Below are 21,580 nucleotides of genomic sequence, written 5' to 3'. Positions count from 1 at the left end.
ATAGTTCCAGTGTAGCTAAAAAACCCTTATTGAAAGGTGGTCACCTGAGGCGAGTTGATATCAAAGTCGCGGAAGCGCAACACAGGTACGCCTTCAAACGCGTACCGCAAGGCAGCGGCATTGTTGGGCAGGTTTGGGTAGTAGGCAAACCGGATCTGCAGGCTGTTGAAGGTCAGGTTTTCGTTTCGTAACCTAAAGCCGATGCCGTAGCCCTGATACAACGGCCCGGCCAGCAACGACTGCTCGGGGTAGCTCACCAGACCGATGTTGGCAAAGGTTAAAAAGGCGACCCGGAAGCCCGCGATATTCACCCGGGAGAAGAGCAGGTTTTCGTAGTCGAGCACGAGCCGTTTAGTTCCAAACAGCCCATCGCCCCCCGCCCCGAAGATGTTGTTGCTGTTCAAATTGATATATTCATTGTTGAACCGATCGCCCCCCAGGGTTATATGCGTATTGACGAAATGGCGCATCTGCCCCCACTTAACCCGATGCAGGGGGCTAAAGTAATTCGTCTCCAGATTCAGGATCGACTGCTCGCGCCGCCCTTGTCGGAAAAATGAGCCTGTATTGAGCAGTCCATAAACGTACCCAAGCTTACGAATGTACTGACCCCGCGAGAAACTGACGCCGAAGTAATTACGCAGACCCAGTTCCGCCTCTTCAAAGCCCCCAACCACCGACATCAGGCTACCGTAAGGAACGTCTTCCGTACGTCCAAACCCGTAGATCAACACGTCACGAACGTACCTGCGCTGCGAGTAACCGAGGCTGAAAATGGTGGTGCGCCGGTTCTGGTAAAGCTGATTACTATCCGCGGTTACTTCGGGGCGGCGGGTATAATCGTAGGCCGTCAGTCGCCCGGCCAGCACGATCCGGGCGCGGTCGTCGGGGTTTTTCACCCGAAATGGAGACGGGAACGAGCGGCCAATCCAGATGTCGCTGTAGTAATAGTTGAGGGGGAAACTGAGTATACTATCCTGCCGGTCGACCACGCGATTGTTGGTCCAGTAGCGGCCCAGTTCAAGCTGGCCGGCCCATTTGGTATCTGGGTTCAGGAAGGGCCGGAACACCTTCGCCGACACGTATTTCAGATCACGCAGCAGAACCAGATCGGCCTGTCCGGTCAGAAACGTTTTGCCAATGTAGGGAATCAGATACCGGCCCTGGTACTCCGTTTTCTGGCCGGGAAGCGTTGCGTTATAGCTGATCCGGTTGAACAACTGATGGCCCATGCCCCGGAAATTGCGCTGATCGAGCCCGAACTGAAAATTATTGAATCCGCTGAAGCCCCCGTCGGGTAATAATGACCAAACGTCCTGCGTAATAACGTATACGTCAACAAATTGTCGGCTGTTGGGACGGGGTACGACCAGTATTCGGACGTCGATGAACAGGCCCACATTTCGCAGGAGCCGTTCGTTGTCGCGCAGCACGGTGGGGTTTACCCGATCGCCTTCCTGAAATTGCAGGTACGATCGCCTGATTACACTTTCGCGGGTGTTGACGTGCAGGCGATTGGCTACTTTCTCTACCCAGTTGGCGGCATTACGCGTGGTATCATATACGCTGGCTCCAAACACGCCCAGCCGTTTGATGAAAATGGTGCCGATTACCCGGCCTTCATACACTTTATAGGGGTTTACCTCTATCTGGTTCACCTCGCCCGACGGTCGGCTATTATATACGTCTCGAAACAGGACGTTGTAGAGTTCTCGAGTCAGTTTACCCTTCGACATGCGTTGTTTCAGACGGGTGTATCGTACGCTGTCGCGAACGCGCTCGGCACTATCGGCCAGCATCAGGCCATACGGCGTAATCAGCGAGTCGATTGGTAACTGTTTCGAGGTGGCCTGCACCGCCGTTGTTGAGGTAGCTGGCACTGTTGCCGAGGCCGCTGGTGTGGCGGGTGATGTGGCTTTGGTCGTATCGGTTGTTTGCTGCGCCCAGACACAGGTTATTCCGGCGAGCCAGAGCAGTAAGCCGCTAATCAGCAATCGGAATAAAGGAGCAGGGCGTAACAACGGACGTATAGAAAAAGTAGATTATTGTGAACAGCTACGTATAGACAGTTAAAAAGGATTGACGTTTAATTGGTTACAGACCTTTCCACAACCAGAGGTCTCGCTGACGTTCATTCCCGAAGAGAAAAGTATGCCAGCCACACTGGATGAAGCCCATCTTTTTATAAAAAACAAGCGCGGAGGCATTGTGTTCCCAGACACCCAGCCAGACAGCCTTATGTCCCTGATTACGAGCATGATCAAGGCAGTGCTGCATGAGTTGCCGGCCCTGTCCTTTTCCGGTTTGTGCCTGCAGCAGGTAGATCCGCTGAATCTCGATCGCGTTCTGCCGATGGGGGGCAGGCATCTGGCGCGGTGGGCGCTGTCGACGTAGTTTGGCGTACCCGATGGGCGTACCATCGTCGGTTTCGGCCACGAAAAAAGTCGACCGGTCATCGGCAAGTTCGGTTTCTAAAACAGGCTGCGTCAGGGCCGAGCGGATGTAGTCATCAACAAGTTCGGCGGGGTTGTGGGGTGGGCCAAACGCCTCGCGCATCGTGGTAGCGGCCAGATCAGTGAGTAAACCAGCGTCGGATAAAGTAGCAGGACGGATAACGATCATGGCAGTACGTTTTAGCCGCGATTTACGAATTATTGTTGACGAAAGAGGTATTGGTCTCATTAGTGTCCGGGGATAAAGCCGGATACAGAGCGGACTGCCAGTGCAAGAGCCGTACCATCATCGCCCGGATCAACGCAAAACAGCCGCCCCCATCTGACTGAGTGCGGCTGCTTTGTTGACTAAAATAGGGTCGGTTTACTCGGCCTTCAAAACCCGGATAATCCGGCTCTGAGTGGGCGTACTGACCTGTAGTAAGAAGATGCCAGGCGTCTGACCTGCCAGCGAGAGATTGTGCTGTTCTACAGCCTGTGGGTTGGCCACCTGCCGTTGCGTAATCACCTGCCCCTGGGCGCTCACCAGTTGGAACCGTAAAGGCTCCGCACCGGCTCCCCTGATTTGCAACGATACTACATCGTTCCGCACCGGGTTACCCAGCACCGTCACGGTTAGCCCGGTTGTGGGTTCGGCCGAGGCGATACGGGCGGCACCTGACGTTGGCTCATTGCCCCATACCCGTGTTCCGGCCACATACACCACTACCCGGCTGTTCTGGCTGCGGTCGGCAGGCTGTTCCTGATAGGAGTAGTCATTCGTCTGGTCGAATCGTCCGCCGTCGGGCTTGCTGATACGGTAGCGAACGGTGCCCGTGCTAGCGCCAGGAGCCAGTTGGCCACCTTGCAGATAGCTGATTTCCAGGTAGTAGTCGGCTCCATTCACGGGCTGGTTCAGTTTCACCAACTGGGCGCTCACATTCCCTTCATCCACTTCTACCTGCAGGCGCTCGTTGCCATCGGCGGAGAAGTAGTAACGCGCTTTCAAATCGCTGTAGTTGACCGCCGTATTGCCTTCGTTGCGTATTTCCAGGTACGTATTGATCTGAGTGGACGATGGTCCATTTTTGCTCTCCGTCAATGCCCGTAGTATCTGCCCCGATGCCGTTGGTGGCGCGCTGGTAGTGCCTGGCTCGATACCGGCGATGAGTACCCCATTGTAATAGGCCGTAATGCGGGAGTTAGCAACCAGTTGGTTACGCACCGTGGCATAGGAATAATCATCCAGTTCGTTAAGGGAACCGTAATCACCTTTGGCAAAGTAGGCCTGAATAGGACCCGATTCGGTGCCTGCTGCCAGATTACCTGCTCCTGCCGCGAAGCTTACCTCAACGTATCCCTGCGCACCCTGTTGGGCGGGTGAAAGGGGCACGTAGCGTAGCTGAACGTTCTGATTACCGATCTGGGCGTAGTTCACAAACAGGTTGGTCAGGGCCGAGGCGTTCTCTACCGTCACGTAGTAACGAAGTGTCAGAGCCGAGTAGGGCAGAGCGATGCTGCTGTTGTTTTGCAGCACCAGCAGGGGCTGAATGGCGTTGTTATCGGCGTAGTTGTCTACATCGCGGTGCAGCACCGTCAGCAGTGGCGTAACTGGCCCTTCGATGGTGAACAGGAACGTTGTCGACACCGACAGACCGCCTGGGTCCGTGGCAGTCACCGTAACCGTGAACGGCGATCCAGTGGCCGTCAATGGAGTGCCACTGATCGTAGCCGGTGCCGTAAACGTCAGTCCGGGTGGTAAGCCGCTCACCGACAGCGTTAATGAAGTTGGGGTCTGTAAGTCGTCGAATGTGTTGGCTGGAATTACGTACGAAAAAGCCTGACCAACCCGACCCGACTGTGCCGGAATGGCATTGGCTACCGTTGGCGCGGTGTTGCTGGCTGCCAGGGCTCTGTCGGCCTGAATGAACCCGTAACCGGTTCCAGTATCGAAACCAGTATCAAAACCTGTTGTTGCCGGGTCGTCCATATCGAGTGCCGTTTGTTCCAGTAAAGACACTATCCGGTCTGGCGACAACTGGTTCCTGTTGAATTGCTGCAACAGCGCGGCAACGGCGGCAGCATGTGGTGCGGCGGCCGACGTACCGAAGAAGTTGGGGAAACCGTCGCCGTCAGAATCACTACTGAAGAAGGTCGTGTTGGTTCCGTCAACGGCTGTGATCTCGGGTTTCTGGCGGTTCACCGTAGCGATGCGCTGGCCGGCCACGTTGAACAGAATAGGCGTTCCTCCGGCCGATGAGAACCCTTCAAGTGTAGCCGTCGAGGCTCCGTTATAGACTGGCGTCCGGCGGTAATCAGCGGCTCCGGTAGCAATGGCTCCGGCTGCGTTGGCGTGGCCAAAACAGGTCGAACTACGGGTTGGGTATTCAAACGCAATGCTCTGCCCGTTGGTGAAAGCCACCCACTTAACCAGCGTTGGAGCTGGCCCTGCATAGTGAGCGATGATCAGTTCAAACGTAGCCGACGCTGTGCCGGTATTAGTGAGCGTAACCAGTTCAAGCGGATCACCACCTAAATTGTTGCTGAAGCCCGAAAGCGATTGTTGAAACGCTCCATTCCTATACACCAGCAGGTCCATATCCGTTTGGGCACCAGCACCGCCGCTAACCGACGCAAATGGGTTATCCCATTGCAGCCCCAGCCTGATTGAACTACGGGCGGGTACAGCTACCGAGTGGCGAATATCGCCTCCGCCAAAGTTATGCGCTCCTATGTAAGGGTCGTTGGCAAATGGCCCGGCAAATGGGGTGGCTTCCGAATACGTACTCTGGTATGAGTTGCGGGCGTTATTGCCGGCCGATGAGAAGTATGTTACATTTCTGGTCGCCTTTACTTCATCGACCGCCTGGGCAATGATACCGTCCTGGAAGAAAGGCTCGGCAAAGTAGATCACGTCGTCGACAATAACATTGCAACCTGCTGCTGCCAGATCCCGGATACCTTTGGCGAAGCCCGCCTGTCCTCTGTTTGCCGTGTTGAAAGCCACGTTGGCCCCCGGTGCTATGTCATGAATGAGTTCGATCATTGCCCGGCCTTCGTCAGTAGCTGTTGACATGAGAAAATCGTCGATAACCTGCACGTTAGCAGGCAAATCACCCGACGCCACACCAGTTGCTGCCCCCCCTTTAGCATTGTACGAATCGGAGAGAACACCAATCTTGGAGCCGCTCCCCGTCACGTTATTTAGCTGACGGGCCACATCGGCTTTCATCGCCCGGTCACCCTGCGAGGTTGTTGCCCCGATATTGTGAATAGGTTCGTAGGAAGGACGGGCAAATCGAAGCGCGCTCAGGTTCTTGAGGTCGTCGATTTTGTCGATAGGCAGCAGACCCGATACCATTCGCTTTTCGGAAATTCCTTCCGTAAGACCCAGCGCCTGTAGCTGAGCAAGCAACGTGGAGGCATCCTGTCCATCAACAACGATAGCTTCAATCAGAATCCTGTTGTCTTCTATTCTAAGAAACTGGTTCTGGTTGACAACCCCCTTTGCTTTAGAAGATGAAGTAGCCGGGGTGCCTGTGCCTTCCTGCTGGATTCGCAGCAGATCGACGGTAATCTTACCTTCGGACGCCTTTACTTTGTCCGATTTCTGAGCATACGTAGCGGTTGTTAGCAGCACTAACAAGCCAATCAACCAGCCTTTTTTTAGTCTAGTAAAATTTTTCATTCACATTGTATGGGTTGATGATAAAGGAAAATAATTCGTCCAGCTAATGGAAGAGACGGGGACTGTCAGACAGCCGGTGGTGCCCTCAATGGGGCGGGAGACGTAGAAAAAAACATTATGAAATTATGATAACATGACCAAACGTTAATATTAAGGAGGCATTGTTAACACGCAATATTATTTGTGCCAATTATGAGGTTTCGGTCCCACTTATGTGCCATCTGCCAGCAGAAACACGTTTCTGCGCGCTAAACGGCTTCCTATTGAGCAGTAGAGGCTGCTTGTCTCATCAGGACCGCTCCGCCCTCCAGGAGTTAACCGGCAAAATCACGTACGATTGGATGGGAAGGGTATACCCAATTTCGCCAATTCTGGCAGGGCATGAGCGGTTTTCTGCTGGTTTTGGTTTTACGTATATAGCCGCTCCTGAGTCTACTGCCCAACCACTTGTTAGTCAATCCTATGCCGCTCGTTTCGCCCACTGCCGTGTATCGTTTTTCTGCCGGTGACTTCACCGAAAGCCCTGATCTGCTGGCTGTTGAGGAGCCGCTGGAAATTCGCCTGGGTTACGGCGCTACCGGCGACCGGCAACAGCGGCCCCTCGCCGTGACCATGCGTACGCCCGGCCATGATGTGGAACTGGCGTTAGGTTTTTTATTTACCGAAGGAATCGTTCAGGATCGCCAACAGATCATATCGGCCCGGCATTGTTCGCGCGAGGAAGTAGAGAAAGGCAACGTCATCCGGGTTGAACTGCACTCCGACGTGCTGCTCGACTGGGCCAAACTGGATCGCCACGGCATCACGGCCTCCAACTGCGGCGTGTGCGGCAAAACATCCATCGACGCTATCCGCACGTCGTGCCCCGCGCCGGTCGCCAGTACGTTCCACCTCGACTCAGGTACGTTACTTACCCTGCCCGAGAAACTGCGCACCCACCAGCAGGCCTTTGCCCATACGGGTGGTCTGCACGCAGCGGCATTCGTCACGGCCGATGGTCAGCTCGGTGCTGTGCGCGAAGACATTGGCCGCCACAACGCGCTCGATAAATTGCTGGGCATCGCTTTCTGGAACGGCAACGTACCAATGGCGCAGCAGGCCGTGCTGGTGAGCGGCCGCATCGGCTTCGAACTGGTGCAGAAAAGCTGGATGGCGGGCGTGCCGATGCTTATTGCCCTGGGCGCCCCATCGAGCCTGGCCGTTGACCTGGCCCGCGAAGCCGGCATCACGCTGGTGGGTTTCCTGAAAACCGACCGGTTTACGCTCTACACCTTCCCGGAACGTATCGCAAAAAAAGCCCCAACCAGCGTCGGAGCTTTGTGAAATCTGTAGAAATTGAACACACATTCATGTAAATCTTTCAGGCGGCGAAAGATTTATATGAATGGTAAATGCGCCACGCCAGGACGAACTTTTCAGGACAACTTGTCGTAATTGGATCAAACAAAGACGCTTCGGGCGTGAGAGGGGGGATTCCCAATATGGAAATGCACTTGCTCGTTGTTTTAAGTGGAATCAGGGCTATCCCTGATTCCACTTTGCTTTTATGATCCGCATACTGTTCAGTGCCAATTGCTTTTTGCCGGTCCTGACCTCTTTCAAAATTATATGCAGATCACCGATTCGTTTCTGGAATTGGAGCACATCACGACCAATCCTGTTCAGCCCATCGTAAAAAACAATGTCTGGCTGCGAAACAATACCGTGGAGTAAGTTAAAGTCGTATACGGTAATCGCTTTCTGGCCTCTCGCTTCTTCTCTTAGCTTGTTTCCATGACTTTTCATAATATGTCTGATAGCATACACGTCTATAGTGAACACGTAATCTGTCAAGTCAATGCCACTATCGAGAAGCACCTTTTCGATAACCAGGAGCGGAATGGGGCCAAGCACAATTTGTTTATTCTCAGGTGGGTTCGGCGATAGGCAATAGGTAATAAACTCTGATAAATCTTCAGTCATCTACAAGCCGGTTTAGGTACACGGGCAATATACTGGTTCGTAGAGACATTGAGCATATCGCAAAAAAAAGCCCCGACCAGTGCCGGGGCTTTGCCAAACTTATAAGGTCTCTTTTCAGATCTTATAGGTTTAATTACTCCTTCAACACCTTACGTACCTGCACGCCGTCGGTGGTCTGTACGTTCAGGAAATACATACCGGCAGCCAGTGTTTTCAAGCTTACCGACTGGCTCAGCGTTTGCGCCGTTTTCTGAACCGTCACCGTTTGCTGGGTACGTCCCGATACGCTGTTGACCGAAATGGTGACCGGTCCGCGATAGGCGCTTTCCCAGTTCAACACGGCCACATCGGCGGTCGGATTTGGCGACACCGTCAGGGTAAGCAGCGGTTCGGTGGCCAGCACGAGCGGCGCGGGCGGTACCAGATTCCAGGGTACAATATTGGCTTCGGGCGTGGGCAGTTTGGTCGTGGTTAGAATATGCCATTGGCCGGGTTGCATGGTCAGGGCCGTACTCGCCGTAGCATTCACCGATTGGCCCGTAAAATAATCGTACCACGTACCTGTTTTAGGTAGGTCGAGAAGCACCGAGTTGGCCTGTACGTCGAAGTTGCCGATGATCACCACAGGCTGGGTCACGTTGTTCAGCACCAGTTTCTTCACCGGCTGGTTGGCCACAAACGTATAATCGGTCGTCTGGAAAGCGGGCTGCGACGACTTCAGCTTGATCAACTCCTGATAAACGCGCAGCAACTTGGCCCGGTTGGCGTCGGTCGTGTATTCCCAGCGGATGGGTTTGGCACCGGTGCGGCCATTCTGCTCAATAGATACGTCGTAGCCCAGTTCGCCAAATTGCCAGATCAGCTTGGGGCCGGGAACGGGGATAAACAACGCGGCGGCCAGTTTAGCCCGTTCCAGCGCCGTAGCCACGTCTTTTGTGTTATACGTACCTAACGATGAGCCGTTCTGTACGACGTCATACATTAACCGTTCTTCGTCGTGGCTTTCCATGTACCCCAGAATGTTGGGGTTGTTCCAGCCGCGCAGTTTATACGAAATCCACTCGAAGTTATCATCGCGGCCGTTCACCACTCCACGGGCGGCGTAGCGGTAATTGTAGTTATGGTTGCCCCACAGCATCATCCCGTAGTTGGCGAGTTCTTTTTCTTCAGCATCATCGGCGAAGTGCTCCAGAATGACGTAGGCCGATTTGTCATACACCCGAATCTGGTCGTAAATCCGTTTCCAGATGGCCACGCGGCTGGGGTCGTACACCCGGAAAACGCCATCGTTGGTCGACTGTTTCTGCGTAAATCCTTTCGACAGGTCAAACCGGAAACCGTCCATTTTATATTCCTGCAACCAGTACTGATTCACCCGCTGCACCAGCGCCTGCGTAGCCGGACTTTCGTGGTTAAAATCGAAAAAGACGCTGAACGGATGCGTGGCCGTCTGGTTGAAATATGGACTGTCGGCCGAGGGCTTGGTGCCGTCCCAATACATTTTCACGTACGGAAATTCGTAGTCGGCCTGATTCAATACCATGTCCAGGATCACGGCGATACCGTTTTCGTGGCACTTGTCGATAAACGCTTTCAGGTCATTTTTCGAGCCATAGGCTTTGTCGGGCGCGAAATAGTAGATGGGATTATAGCCCCACGAATCATTGCCCGAAAATTCCATGATGGGCATGATCTCGATGGCGTTGATGCCCAGCTTCTTCAGATACGGTAGCGAATCGCCCACGTTTTTGTATTGGCGGGACGCGATGAAGTCACGCACCAGCAACTCATAAACGACCATGTTTTTGGCATCGGGGCGGGTGAAATTGGCCACCTTCCAGGGGTAAGCCGTCTGGCCCGTTTGCAACACCGACACGATCTGCCCCTGCGCTTTGGTCGGAAACGCTTTCAAACCAGCGTAGGTCGTGGTCAGGAACGAATCGTTGTTGCGGTCGAGGATTTTGTCTGAATACGGATCGCCGGTCGGAATTTGACCGTCGACGAGATACTGAAAAGCAAGTTCCTGCCCGGAGGTAAGCCCTTTGAGTGCCAGCCAGTAACGGTCACCGTCGGGCGTTTTGTTCATGAGCGAAGCCGGGTCGGGTGTCCAGTCGTTTTGTTCACTTAAGAGCAGCACAAACGATTTTTTCGGGGCATACAGCACCAGCGTGGCACTGGTCGGGTCAGTGGCGTTGTAGTTAATTCCATCTTTCAGTCCGGCGGGCAGCACCGCCACGGTGGGGGTCGGTTTCACGTACAGCAGAAACGAATCGGAGGCGGTTTCGGTAGCCGTTTGGGCGGTGGCAACCACCTTCCGGATCGTGTTGATGGCTGTGCCGGTAGATAGGTTGGCAACGACCGAATCGGCGTTGGTGGCGGATGCCGACGTGACTCCATTGACACGCAGGGTCAGTGTGGCTTTATCCGAGACATTGGCGCGGACCGATAGGGTAGTGCCGGGTTCGACAAGCAGGAACTTCGCCGTAGGCCGGGCGAATGAAACCGTTAGTTTGGCGTCATAAATGGGCGTGAAAAAGTCTTCGGTCTGCGCCGTTCCTGCCCCATTTTTGATCACTATGCCGAGCCGCCGAATGGGCGTGCCGACAGGTACGTTATAGTAGGTACGTGGCACGATCTTGATCTGCCATTTGTCGTTCCCGAGCGAAGTCATGGTGCCGGGCGTGTAGGGGGCATTGAAGTTGGTCTGACCCGTTGGGCCAAATTCAAAGGCGTTACCCGTTTCGGTGCGGCCCGCTCCCGACCAGAAGTAAACGTCGCTGGTTTTGCCCAACAACCCGGCGGCGCGGCCATCTTTTGCCTGCTTTAAATCAATGATAATGGTCACTTCGCGGTCGGCCGTGGGGAAGGCGGGTTGCGTAGTAACAAGTTGAGCAAGAGCAGGAATGAAGCTGCTTACCCATAAACAGACAAGCAGAATCCCCTTTGTGCGTTGGTAAAATTTGGTACACATACGTTGTATTTTTGGATTATCAAAGGTAACACAGACACCGTACCGTTCCATAAACTTACTGTATAGGAAAGACAGACGGGCCGTAGCCAGTACCTTGCAGGAATTTCTTTTCTGCTTTATAGTACATTCAAGATGGCTACTGGCCCTACTATTAATTTTTCGCTGACAGATTTGCTGGATGCGCTGCCCGACGGCGTTGTCTGGTCAAAGGCAGTTTATGATGATTTTGAGCAAGTCGTTGATTTTCAGGTAACATACGTAAATGGTACGGCCCGGCAGATGACCGCTTCCATACATGAGGTGCGGCCCGGTATGTTGTGGCGCGAGACCCTGGCTACCTATCTGCCAGCGGAGCCAGATAGTTTCGAGGCCATGAGTGCCGTTCTGGCAACGGGGACGCCTGATGAGTACAGCTTTCAGAACGAAGCGCAACACATATGGTATACTATCAGGCGGAGCCGACTGCATGGCGGCATCCTGAGTGTAGTCCGGGATGTGTCGTCGCTTCAATACACACGCCAGCAAGCCGATCAGCAGAATGCCCTGGTGGCGACTATGCTCGATGGGGCAATAAACGGCGTGTTGCTGCTGGAACCAGTATATGAACTTGATCAACTCGTTGATTTTGAGATCGTAGCCGCCAACAAATCGATACGGATGCTGACGGGCGTCGAGGCCGGTAAGGCTACCGGCCAGCTCATGAGCACCACGTACCCAGGCTATAAACTGGGCGGTTTTTTCGATTTATACAAGCGCGTGCTTCAGGATGGGCAACCGGGTCGGGAGGAATATTGGTACGACGACGGGCGGCTAAAAGGCTGGTTCGAGGTGTCGGTGGTCCGGCAGGAGCAACAAATCGTGCTGACCTTTACCAATACCACCAACGTTCGGACGGCCATACTCACCGCCCAACAGGCCGCCGAACGCCTGCAGGCCGTTATCGATCATTCGCAAACCGGCATCTTCGTGTTCAGTCCGGTCTTTGATGAGTCGGGTGAACAGATCGTTGATTTCCGGTTTAAAACCATCAACCGCATGGTGGCCGCGCTGGTCGGCCAAACGCCCGATAAACTCACCGGCGCGGTGGCTTCCGACTGGTTTATCAGCTACCGCGAAACCGGTTTGTTCGATAAATACAAGCGAACGTACCTGACCGGCGAGCCGCAGCGGTTTGATATCAACTACAACGTGGATGGCTTCGATGTCTGGTTCGATGTACAGAGTGTGCGGGTAGAAAGCGACGTGCTGGTGACCTTCACCGATTACACGCTGCTGAAACAGGCGCAGCAGGCTATTGAGCAACAGGCTATTCAAACCCGGAAGCAGACCGAACTGCTCAATGGGGTGCTCGACGGCTCAGAAAGCGGCATCATTGCCTTTGAAGCCATTCGTGACCCAGACAGACAACAGGGCATTATCGACTTTCGGGTTATGGTTGCCAATAAAGCCAGCGAAAGCATTCTGAAGCTTTCCGTTGAGGCGATGGAGGGTAAAAAGCTATACGACATCTTTCCTGGAAACTGGAAAACGGGCCTGTTCGACCTGTATGTGCAAACGACTGAAACGGGCCAGCCCGGCCACACAGAAGTGTACTACAATCATGATGGGCTGGATTGCTGGCTGAGCGTTTCGGTGCAGCAACTGGGAGATGGGTTTGTGGTCACGTTCTCCGATATATCGGCACTGAAACGGGCCAATAGAGCCGTTGAAGAAGCCGCCGATGAGTTGATTACCGTTATCGACACCTCACAAACCGGCATTTTTCTGTTCCTGCCCCTTCGAAATGAGCAGGGCGAAGTGGTCGATTTTCGGTTTAAGGTAGCCAACAAGCAGTTGGCCCGTTATATCGGTAAAGACGTATCGGAAGTTACGGGTGGATTGGGGAGTAATCTGTTTCCCGACTATATGACGAACGGGCTCTTCAACAAATACCGGGAAACGTACCTGACCGGACGTACCAATCGCTTCGATTTTCATTACTATGGCAGTGGCATCGATGCCTGGCTCGACATCATGTCGACAAAGATGGGCGATGCGGTGCTGGTTACATTCACGGATTATACCGCCCTGAAAAAACTCCAGCAGCAACTCGAAAATACCATTGCCGATCTGAAACGGTCAAACGCCAACCTGGAACAATTTGCCTATGTGGCCAGCCATGACTTGCAGGAACCCCTCCGAAAGATTCAGTCATTTGGCGATGTGTTGCAGAACAGTTTCGGCAATCAGCTAGGGGAAGAGGGCAGCGGCCTGATTGGCAGAATGCAGACGGCCGCCAACCGAATGGCGGGCCTGATTCGTGACCTGCTGGCCTACTCCCGCCTGACTACCCATCCCGATGCCAATCAGGCGGTATCCCTGCAAATGGTGTTGTCGCGGGTGCTCGACGATCTGGAACTGACCATTCAGGAAACGGGCACCGTGGTACATACCGGCCACCTGCCCACCGTCATTGGCGACGAAATGCAATTGCGGCAGCTATTGCAAAATCTCGTGTCGAATGCAATCAAGTTCCGCCTTCCAGACGGCCATCCTGTGGTGCAGATTTCCAGTAGCCGACTGGCTGCCAATGAACTGCCTGCCGACGTTCATCCGTTGCAGCAAGCTCCTCACTACGAACGTATTGATTTGACAGACAATGGTATAGGGTTTGATCAAAAATATAATGATCGCATTTTTCAGGTCTTTCAACGGTTGCATGGCCGGAGCCAGTATGAGGGAACCGGCATTGGGCTGGCCATTGTGCAGCGGGTAGTCGACAATCACGGTGGAGCTGTTACGGCCAGTAGCGAACCGGGGAAAGGGGCTACGTTTACGATTTATTTACCAGCCATAAACTGAGTCAGGCGGGGATGACGTGGTTGATTAGTTAACCAATAACCAGTCAACCAGTAATCAATCAACTACTTAAAAGTTCACACAGCGCCGGGCGCGGTTGGCCTGCCTGCGTTTGCTGGAAAAACTGAACAGGGAATCAAAGCCGTACCAGATGGTGATTTCGTGTGATCCGCCAGAGGCCCAGGCCAGGGAGGAAATGGTGAGATCGTAGCTGTATTGAACCATGATCTGATCGAGATGAACGGCCAGCAAACCCACCAACGCATCGCGCTGACTGGTCTGGTTGTAGCGCCGAAACGGAATATTGCGATACCACAGCCCAACCATAACCGGTGAATAGGTCAGGTTTATGCCCACGTCGAGTTGTTTATCCTGACCTTGCTGCCGGTACTGACCAGTCAGCGTAAAACTCCGGTCGCGTTCTGATTCATGCCCCAGACCACGCGGCGCAATGTCGAGGCCGGTGGGAATACGAATACTGGCCTGGAGACTAAGCCGTTGACCAATTGGGTTGAACCGGTCCAGCGACTGCCCAAGGTGATGAATAGCCCCGCCTAGCCGATAGGTGGGTAAATTCGCTCTGTCGGTGTTGTTTTCAAGCAGTAATCCAGTGCCGAAATCAAGCTGATTCTGATTGATGGCTACGCCCGCCAACGGGTCGGCACTGGTCGGGCTGATGGTGCCACCCGGCGAAAACTGATCGACGAATGAAATACCACTGGCATCGAACCGGCTGGTGCGGTAGCTGCTTTGGATTCCCCACACCAGTTGCCAGCTTTGGTTTCGGGTAGTCAGCAGGGTTAAGTTAAGGGCTCCCATAGCACTCACCTGATTGGTCTGAACAAACGCGCCCTGCCGGTCGTGCAACGCCTGAACGCCCCAGCCAATGCCAATGCTGCCCCGGTCGGGCTCCAGGTACGTATCAAATGAGGCGGCCCATGTTTGGTACGTGGTGCCCAGAGCCGGCCACTGATTTCGATACGTCAGAATAAGGCGCGACGACCCCGTTTGCCCCGCAAAGGCCGGGTTTTGCGACAGTGGGTTCGCGTGGTATTGCGAAAACTGGGGGTCCTGGGCAACTGCCGATGCGCTGATTAGCATTAAGGCGGGCAAGAAAAAACGAGTCATGAGGTGTGGCGTACCGCAGGCAATACCGCTTACTACGATGAGCCGTTGGATTGCCGCAAAGAAGCAAAATAGTACACCCTTCGCTTTATTTTTAGAGTAGTATTCTACGCCACACCCCGATGATGTTAGTAAACGTATGGAAACGCTGCCCGGCGAGCCTGACCGGGCTTCTTGTGATCGCCTGCTTATTGATTGCCGGAACTGGTTATGCACAAATTGTTGATCCGAAAGCCCTGGGAGGCACAACGCGGTGTGTTACTATCGCCGATAGCCTTTACGAAATTACCGTCGATGTGCAATCGCCCGCCCTTTGCCCCTTCACCAGCTACACGATTACCTGGGACCTGCTCGACCGCAATAGTGTAGGCCAGCGCGTTACAGGGCCGGGACCGATCAAGCACACCTACCGCCTCACCGATTTCCTGAAAAACTGCGGCAATGGAAGCGATAACGGCGAACGCCTGATTAAGGTTGAAACCGATTGCAACCGCGATAACAAGAGTTTTTCGATCTATTTCAAAATCAAGCCGGTTGCCGAGCCGTTTATCCCCGATATCTGTGTAGGTCGCTCTGCTTCGCTCCAGAACAAGAGCTGCGCCAGTTCGGCCGACACAAAATTTCTGTGGACATTCCCGGATGGAACTACCTCTACGAATGCCAATCCCTTCAAAACCTTTTCAACGGCCACCGTTGGCACAACCGTCCCCATCAGTCTGTCGGCTAGTAACGATTGCGGCTCCAGCGTAAAGACCATCAACGTACCTGTTCGTGGCACGCCAACCGCCAAAGCAAAAGCATCGGACTATACGTTTATGGTGCAGGATACAACCGTCACCTGCCTGTCCACCGGCGGAACATTAACCATGGATGCCACCACATCACTGGACGGCACCAGCTACCAATGGACCGTTACGCCGGCAACATACAGGTACGTTCAAAATACCAATAGCTCGTCGCCTGTTGCTAAAATCCAGTTTACGAGAACGGGTAATTACACTATCACGCTGGTGGCCATCAATAGTTGTGGCCAATCGCAGCCGGTTGTTTGCCCACACAAGGCCATTGATGTGCCAACGCTGCTTTTGGGTAAACAGGCCGACCTCTGCGAAACAGGTAAATATACCCTGGCTGGTGTTACCGCCGGCGCATCCTATTCGCTCAATGGCGCCCTGATCCTGCCCGGTCAGTCGATAGACGTACCTGTAAGTAACACACCCTACATCGTGACCGGATCGGCTGGTAATCAGTGTGGAGTGCGCACCGTAGCCGATACGTTCCTGGTGCAGTCGCCGCAGGCGGTGCAGATCAGTTTGCCCGGTCAGCAAACGGTGGTCTGTGCGGGTACAGCCCGCTTCCCTATATCCGTTAACCTGACCGGCGGCGACTGGGATGGAACAGGAAAAGACTTCATCGAAACCACCAGTAGCGGGGCCTTTTTCAACCCCCGAACCATTGGGCAGTACACCGTTATTTATAAACGGGGAAGCGGCGTCTGTAGCCGGTCAGATGCAATACAGATCAGCGTGGAGGGGGGGCGGCCAATTGTGCAGAACGTATCGGCCTGTGGTTCAGAAACGTTCGTGAAGCTTCGGGGCGATCCTACTGGTGGCGTTGGCACGTGGAGCCTTCCCGGCAATCCGGGCGCGGTGCGAAATGATACCCTGTTTCTGGCAGGACAGACAGCCACCCAGCTTACCCTGACTTATCAGGTCAGATATGGCGTATCGGGTTGCCTGTCAACCACTACGGCGACCGTCAGTGTTGGTCGGCCAAAGGCGGCGTTCACCATCACGGGAGCCTGTAGCAACTCAGCCCCGCAAGTGCAAAACCAGTCGACCGGCGGCACTACGTTTGACTGGACGCTCAATGGGCTGTCTGGTATAACGGGTAACCAGCCCACGTTTACGCTGGTGCCGGGCCTGAACCGAATCGAGCTTAAGGTCGGTTCGGGCAGTTGCTCCGATATAGCCAGTCAGACGTTGCTGGTGGTAGCCCCACCAACGCCGGTCAGTATCAGCACGGCCTTTCCGTCCGACTGTTCGCCCATGCGCGTTACGTTTACGCAACCGGGAACGGCCAACCCGGCTGTGCAGTATGCCTGGAGCCTGGGGCAGGGCCAGACAAGTACGGCTTTCGCACCCCCGGTGCAGACCTACCTCAACCAGAGCCGGTTACCCCAGCCCGTGTCGGTTTCATTGACGGCCAGTAATGGGTGTGGTCGACAGACGGCCACAACGACGTTCACCGTGCGGCCGCTGGCCAAAGCCGAAATCGGGGTCGATTCAACGCTGGTTCGGTGCACACCCGCCCGCATCAAATTCGCCAATCGATCGACCGGGCAAACGGGCAGCACCTGGCTTTTTGGCGATGGCTCTGCCGCATTGACATCACCGGTCGATACGTTGTCGCACCTGTTTTCGGCCCGCGACAGTGCCCGAACGTACCTGGTTCAATTGATCGTGAACAGTCAGTGCGGGCGCGATACCGATCGCGTCAGCATCCGCGTGGTACCTACCATCGTACGCCCGCTGATTACGCTGACAACCACCACACCCTGCCCCGGCGACCGGGTGACGCTTACCGATGCCACCACCCCTAAACCCGTTCGGGTAATCTGGCGGCTGGCCGACGGAAGTACACAAGTAACACCAATCGCCAACTGGACGTTTACACAGCCAAATACAACCTATACCGTATCGATGACCGCTATAACCGAATGTGGCTTCGATACAACCAGCCGACGAATCCGAACCACCACGCTGCCAGTTGGGAGTTTTACCGCAACGCCTGGTCTTATCTGTGCCGGACAGTCCCTCAGCGTTACCAACCAGACAGATCCTGCCGTTCGTTTTCGCTGGGATTTTGGCGACGGCTCACCGGTCGACTCCGTTACGTTTGCACCCACGCATAGCTACACCAAACCCGGCAGCTACAGCCTGAGCCTGACCCTGTTTGGAGGAAGCGCGGGCGGGTGTCGCAGCGTGTTGCCCGGTTCAGTAACGGTTCGAAGTAAACCCACGGCCCTGATCCAGTTTGTGGGCGACAGCCTGCAATGTTTACCGGGCCGGGTTACATTACAGGCAGGTACGCAACCGGGCACGACGGCCTGGCAGTGGCAGCTTAGCGACGGGCGCACCTTCAGCGGCGCGGCCATTGAGGTGCCACTTCAGCAGCCAGGTACGTTCGATGTGTCGCTGACAGTCACCAATGGCATTCCCGGCTGTGCCGATTCCACCCGTCGTGCGGGAAATCTGCAGGTTATCGACTGTGAGGTACAGGTGCCCGGTGCGTTTTCGCCAAATCGGGATGGCGTAGGCGAAGGCTGGACACTGTTTGGTCCGGGAATACTGAAAATCAGTATGTTGCGAGTAAGGAGCCGCTGGGGCGAGGTGATTTATGAGGGGTTGGACCTGCCCGCCAGCAGCCTGCGGGCTGGTGAATGTTGGGACGGCACCTTCAACGGAACGCCCATGCCTGCCGGAAGCTATACCTATGAGGCAGAGCTGCTTTTACGCGGCAACCGTACGGAACGCCGCGTTGGCAGCGTGGAATTACGACGGTGAGGATGGCGGATGAGGTAGGTTTTTCGGCCTCATCCGCTATCTTTGAGTATGGATAATTTTGTGGTTTCGGCCCGGAAATACCGCCCCGCCACCTTTGATACAGTCGTGGGTCAGGGGCATATCACCACCACCCTCAAGAACGCGATCAGGACCAACCAGTTGGCGTCGGCGTTCCTGTTTTGTGGGCCGCGTGGGGTGGGTAAGACCACCTGCGCCCGGATTCTGGCAAAAACCATTAACTGCACCAACCTGACTCCCGATGCCGAAGCCTGCGACCACTGCGAATCGTGCGTAAGCTTCAACCAGAATGCCTCGTTCAATATTCACGAGCTGGATGCAGCGTCCAACAACTCGGTCGATGACATCCGTAACCTGATTGATCAGGTACGTTATCCGCCGCAGTCGGGGAAGTACAAGATTTATATTATCGACGAGGTGCACATGCTCTCGGCGGCGGCCTTCAATGCGTTCCTGAAAACGCTGGAAGAACCACCCACCTACGCCATTTTTATTCTGGCCACCACCGAAAAGCACAAGATTCTGCCCACGATTCTGTCGCGCTGTCAGATCTTCGATTTCAACCGGATAAAAACGGCCGATATGGCCGCGCACCTGGCTGATATTGCCCAAAAGGAAAACGTGACGGCCGACGCCGAATCGCTGGAACTGATTGCCCAGAAAGCCGACGGTGGCCTGCGCGATGCCCTGTCGATGTTCGATCTGAACGTCACGTTCTCGACCGACCGGACGCTCCGTTACCGGGAAGTGCTGGACAACCTGCATATTCTCGACTACGATTACTACTTCAAACTGACCGATCTGCTGTTGCAGGGTAACCTGCCGCAGACGTTGCTGGTGCTGGACGAGATTCTGCGGAAAGGCTTCGACGCGCACCAGTTTGTGGTGGGTCTGAACCGGCATTTCCGGGATCTGCTGGTTTGTAAAGATGCTGCCACCGTGCAACTGTTGCAGGTGACCGAGCGGGTGCAACAGTTGTATCTGACGCAGGCGGCGCAGGCGCCCATGTCGTTCCTGCTGTCGGGCCTGAGCATTGGCGGTCAGTGTGATATGAACTTCAAACAGGCCAAAGACCAGCGCCTGCACGTTGAGCTATGCCTGATGAAGCTGGCCAGCCTCCGCGACCTGATAAACTGGGAAGCCCTGCCTGAGCCAGCAACGACGAGTCGTTCGTCAGAAACGCCAGTGTCGGCTCCGGGGGCAACCGGTATTGTGATCAGCGCCGAGAATGGTGCTGAAAAAAAAAACGGCCAATCCTCGTCTAACGACCTCCAGCGCGGTAGCAGCGTAGCCGACGCGGCGGCATATACGACCGATGGGGGTGAGGGCAACGTACCTGATTCAGTAGCGCCAACGCTCGTTGCGGCCGAAATTCCAACCTTCACCAGCGAACCGCCCGGTAACTATCAGCCCGCCGCCCGGCCGGTTGCCAATCGCCCGGCTGTGCCACCTTTACCACCGCGAACGGCTGCTCCACCCACCGGTGCGCCGATTCCCGCCACCAGCCGGTTGCGTTCCACGGTGGGCATCGGCGTTAAACCGCAGGTGGTAGAAACGGAAGTGACCGTCGCTACGGGCGAACGGCCCAGCCAGCCGTTTACGGTAATTGCATTGCAAGCGGCCTGGAAAACCTTTGCCGTACAACGTCGGCAGCAGACCGACAATGCCAGTGAGCAGATTATCCTGAACCGGGATTTTACGCTCGACGGGTATACCATTACCCTCAATTTGGATAATCATATTCAGGCCGATCTGTTTACCAGTATGCTGCCGGAACTGCTGGCTCATCTGCGGCAAACGCTGCAAAACTGGCAAATTCAGATCGAGCATGCCGTAGTGATGGCCGAAGTGAAAAAGATGATTTACTCGCCGCAGGACAAGTACAACTACCTCGCCGAGAAAAATCCTGCTCTCCACAAACTCCGTCAGACGCTCGGTTTGGAGGTGGACTATTAGCCATTCCGCTACAGGTTCGTGTTTTGGCTACAACAACCATAGATTTGGCTCCATAACGTTCTCCGCTGGTGCGGACCTTTGTAAAAAAACAAAGACATGAACGTTATCATAACCGGTTCGTTAGGCCACATCAGTCGGCCACTGGTAGCAGAGTTAGCCCAAAAAGGACATACGGTCACGGTGATCAGTAGTAAGCCCGAAAAGCAACCAGCTATCGATGCTTTGGGTGCTACCGCAGCCATCGGTTCGCTGGAAGATGTTGATTTTCTGACGGCAACGTTTGCTGGTGCCGACGCCGTGTACACGATGGTGCCGCCTAATTATGGAGCAGCCGATTTAAGAGCCTATTACGGGCGAATAGGCCGCAATTATGTGCAGGCAATTGGCCGGGCGGGCGTAAGGCGGGTGGTTAACCTCAGCAGTTATGGCGCCGATCTGGCGAGTGGCACCGGCATTATTCTTGGCGCGCATGACGTAGAGGGCCTGTTGAACCAACTGCCAGACGTAGCCATTACGCACCTGCGACCTACGTACTTCTATTACAATCTGTACAACTTCGCCGACATGATAAAGGGGCTGGGTTTCATTGGCGCAAACTATGGCGGCGATGATAAACTCGTCATGGTCGACCCGGTTGATATTGCCGCTGTTGCTGCGGAAGAACTGGTAACGCCTGCCACCGGCCAGACCGTGCGCTATATTGCCAGCGACGATCGCACAGCCAGTGAAGTAGCTCAGGTTCTTGGCCTCGCCATTGGCAAGCCGGATTTAACGTGGGTAACCTTTACCGATGAGCAGGCACGAACTGGCATGGAGCAGAGTGGCCTGTCGCCGCAGTTTGCCGCCGATTTCACTGATCTCGGGGCGAGTATCCATAGCGGAGCCATGCGCCGTGATTATGACCTACACCCGCCAGCGGTTATGGGTAAGGTGAAACTCGAAGATTTCGCCAGCGAATTTGCGGCGGCTTTCGCCAGTAAGTAATCGACTTTAGTCAGTCTCAAAAAATGATGAGTACCTGTTT

11 protein-coding genes are annotated in these 21,580 nt (G+C 54.7%); 5 read left to right on the top strand and 6 right to left on the bottom strand.

What is annotated here, in order from left to right; all coding sequences use genetic code 11:
* Positions 1-26: 26 nt before the first annotated feature.
* From ACFE8Q_RS17810 to ACFE8Q_RS17800, 3 genes are all read right to left on the bottom strand, one after another.
* Positions 27-2,021: a hypothetical protein gene (locus ACFE8Q_RS17810; RefSeq protein ID WP_375446776.1), complete on the bottom strand. Its 1,995-nt coding sequence runs from the start codon at positions 2,019-2,021 to the stop codon at positions 27-29.
* 73 nt (positions 2,022-2,094) lie between these two features.
* Positions 2,095-2,622 carry a GNAT family N-acetyltransferase gene (locus ACFE8Q_RS17805; protein ID WP_375446775.1) on the bottom strand — a complete coding sequence of 176 codons (528 nt, stop codon included), beginning with the start codon at positions 2,620-2,622 and terminating at the stop codon, positions 2,095-2,097.
* A 195-nt stretch (positions 2,623-2,817) separates the two neighbouring features.
* On the bottom strand, positions 2,818-6,120 hold the full coding sequence (locus tag ACFE8Q_RS17800) for a cellulose binding domain-containing protein (protein ID WP_375446774.1): 3,303 nt from the start codon (positions 6,118-6,120) through the stop codon (positions 2,818-2,820).
* 462 nt (positions 6,121-6,582) lie between these two features.
* Here ACFE8Q_RS17800 and fdhD point away from each other — a divergent pair, with 462 nt between their 5' ends.
* A complete protein-coding gene (fdhD, locus tag ACFE8Q_RS17795) occupies positions 6,583-7,443 on the top strand; it encodes a formate dehydrogenase accessory sulfurtransferase FdhD (protein ID WP_375446773.1) in 861 nt (286 codons plus the stop codon).
* A gap of 198 nt (positions 7,444-7,641) precedes the next feature.
* On the opposite strand, the gene ACFE8Q_RS17790 is transcribed toward fdhD, so the two are convergent.
* Together ACFE8Q_RS17790 and ACFE8Q_RS17785 are read right to left on the bottom strand one after the other, a co-directional pair.
* On the bottom strand, positions 7,642-8,082 hold the full coding sequence (locus tag ACFE8Q_RS17790; RefSeq protein ID WP_375446772.1) for a hypothetical protein: 441 nt from the start codon (positions 8,080-8,082) through the stop codon (positions 7,642-7,644).
* 133 nt (positions 8,083-8,215) lie between these two features.
* Entirely contained in the window at positions 8,216-11,053 is a 2,838-nt protein-coding gene (locus tag ACFE8Q_RS17785; RefSeq protein ID WP_375446771.1) for an alpha-amylase family glycosyl hydrolase, read from the bottom strand.
* A 132-nt stretch (positions 11,054-11,185) separates the two neighbouring features.
* Here ACFE8Q_RS17785 and ACFE8Q_RS17780 point away from each other — a divergent pair, with 132 nt between their 5' ends.
* On the top strand, positions 11,186-13,894 hold the full coding sequence (locus ACFE8Q_RS17780) for an ATP-binding protein (RefSeq protein WP_375446770.1): 2,709 nt from the start codon (positions 11,186-11,188) through the stop codon (positions 13,892-13,894).
* A gap of 66 nt (positions 13,895-13,960) precedes the next feature.
* Here the strand turns inward: ACFE8Q_RS17780 and ACFE8Q_RS17775 are convergent, their stop codons facing one another.
* The gene (locus ACFE8Q_RS17775) at positions 13,961-15,019 is read right to left on the bottom strand and encodes a PorP/SprF family type IX secretion system membrane protein (RefSeq protein WP_375446769.1); all 1,059 of its coding nucleotides are present in this window, start codon (positions 15,017-15,019) and stop codon (positions 13,961-13,963) included.
* Positions 15,020-15,138: 119 nt separating this feature from the next.
* Here ACFE8Q_RS17775 and ACFE8Q_RS17770 point away from each other — a divergent pair, with 119 nt between their 5' ends.
* From ACFE8Q_RS17770 to ACFE8Q_RS17760, 3 genes are all read left to right on the top strand, one after another.
* Positions 15,139-18,582 (top strand): PKD domain-containing protein, encoded by a 3,444-nt coding sequence (locus ACFE8Q_RS17770; protein WP_375446768.1) that lies wholly within the window; start codon positions 15,139-15,141, stop codon positions 18,580-18,582.
* Between the two features lie 48 nt (positions 18,583-18,630).
* The gene (locus tag ACFE8Q_RS17765) at positions 18,631-20,556 is read left to right on the top strand and encodes a DNA polymerase III subunit gamma/tau (RefSeq protein ID WP_375446767.1); all 1,926 of its coding nucleotides are present in this window, start codon (positions 18,631-18,633) and stop codon (positions 20,554-20,556) included.
* Between the two features lie 96 nt (positions 20,557-20,652).
* Positions 20,653-21,540, top strand: coding sequence for an NAD(P)H-binding protein (locus ACFE8Q_RS17760; protein WP_375446766.1), 888 nt, complete (start codon positions 20,653-20,655; stop codon positions 21,538-21,540).
* The last annotated feature ends 40 nt before the right edge of the window (positions 21,541-21,580 follow it).

This window comes from uncultured Fibrella sp., from assembly GCF_964250085.1.
GTDB lineage: Bacteria > Bacteroidota > Bacteroidia > Cytophagales > Spirosomataceae > Fibrella.
The sequence above is the reverse complement of the archived record's forward strand: the minus strand, read 5'-3'. Positions and strand labels throughout refer to the sequence as shown.

What these genes read in the sequence shown, in the direction of transcription:
- ACFE8Q_RS17805 (WP_375446775.1), bottom strand. Translation starts at nt 2,622, where the DNA reads ATGATCGTTATCCGTCCTGCTACTTTATCCGACGCTGGTTTACTCACT.
- ACFE8Q_RS17800 (WP_375446774.1), bottom strand. Translation starts at nt 6,120, where the DNA reads ATGAAAAATTTTACTAGACTAAAAAAAGGCTGGTTGATTGGCTTGTTA.
- fdhD (WP_375446773.1), top strand. Translation starts at nt 6,583, where the DNA reads ATGCCGCTCGTTTCGCCCACTGCCGTGTATCGTTTTTCTGCCGGTGAC.
- ACFE8Q_RS17790 (WP_375446772.1), bottom strand. Translation starts at nt 8,082, where the DNA reads ATGACTGAAGATTTATCAGAGTTTATTACCTATTGCCTATCGCCGAAC.
- ACFE8Q_RS17785 (WP_375446771.1), bottom strand. Translation starts at nt 11,053, where the DNA reads ATGTGTACCAAATTTTACCAACGCACAAAGGGGATTCTGCTTGTCTGT.
- ACFE8Q_RS17780 (WP_375446770.1), top strand. Translation starts at nt 11,186, where the DNA reads ATGGCTACTGGCCCTACTATTAATTTTTCGCTGACAGATTTGCTGGAT.
- ACFE8Q_RS17775 (WP_375446769.1), bottom strand. Translation starts at nt 15,019, where the DNA reads ATGACTCGTTTTTTCTTGCCCGCCTTAATGCTAATCAGCGCATCGGCA.
- ACFE8Q_RS17770 (WP_375446768.1), top strand. Translation starts at nt 15,139, where the DNA reads ATGATGTTAGTAAACGTATGGAAACGCTGCCCGGCGAGCCTGACCGGG.
- ACFE8Q_RS17765 (WP_375446767.1), top strand. Translation starts at nt 18,631, where the DNA reads ATGGATAATTTTGTGGTTTCGGCCCGGAAATACCGCCCCGCCACCTTT.
- ACFE8Q_RS17760 (WP_375446766.1), top strand. Translation starts at nt 20,653, where the DNA reads ATGAACGTTATCATAACCGGTTCGTTAGGCCACATCAGTCGGCCACTG.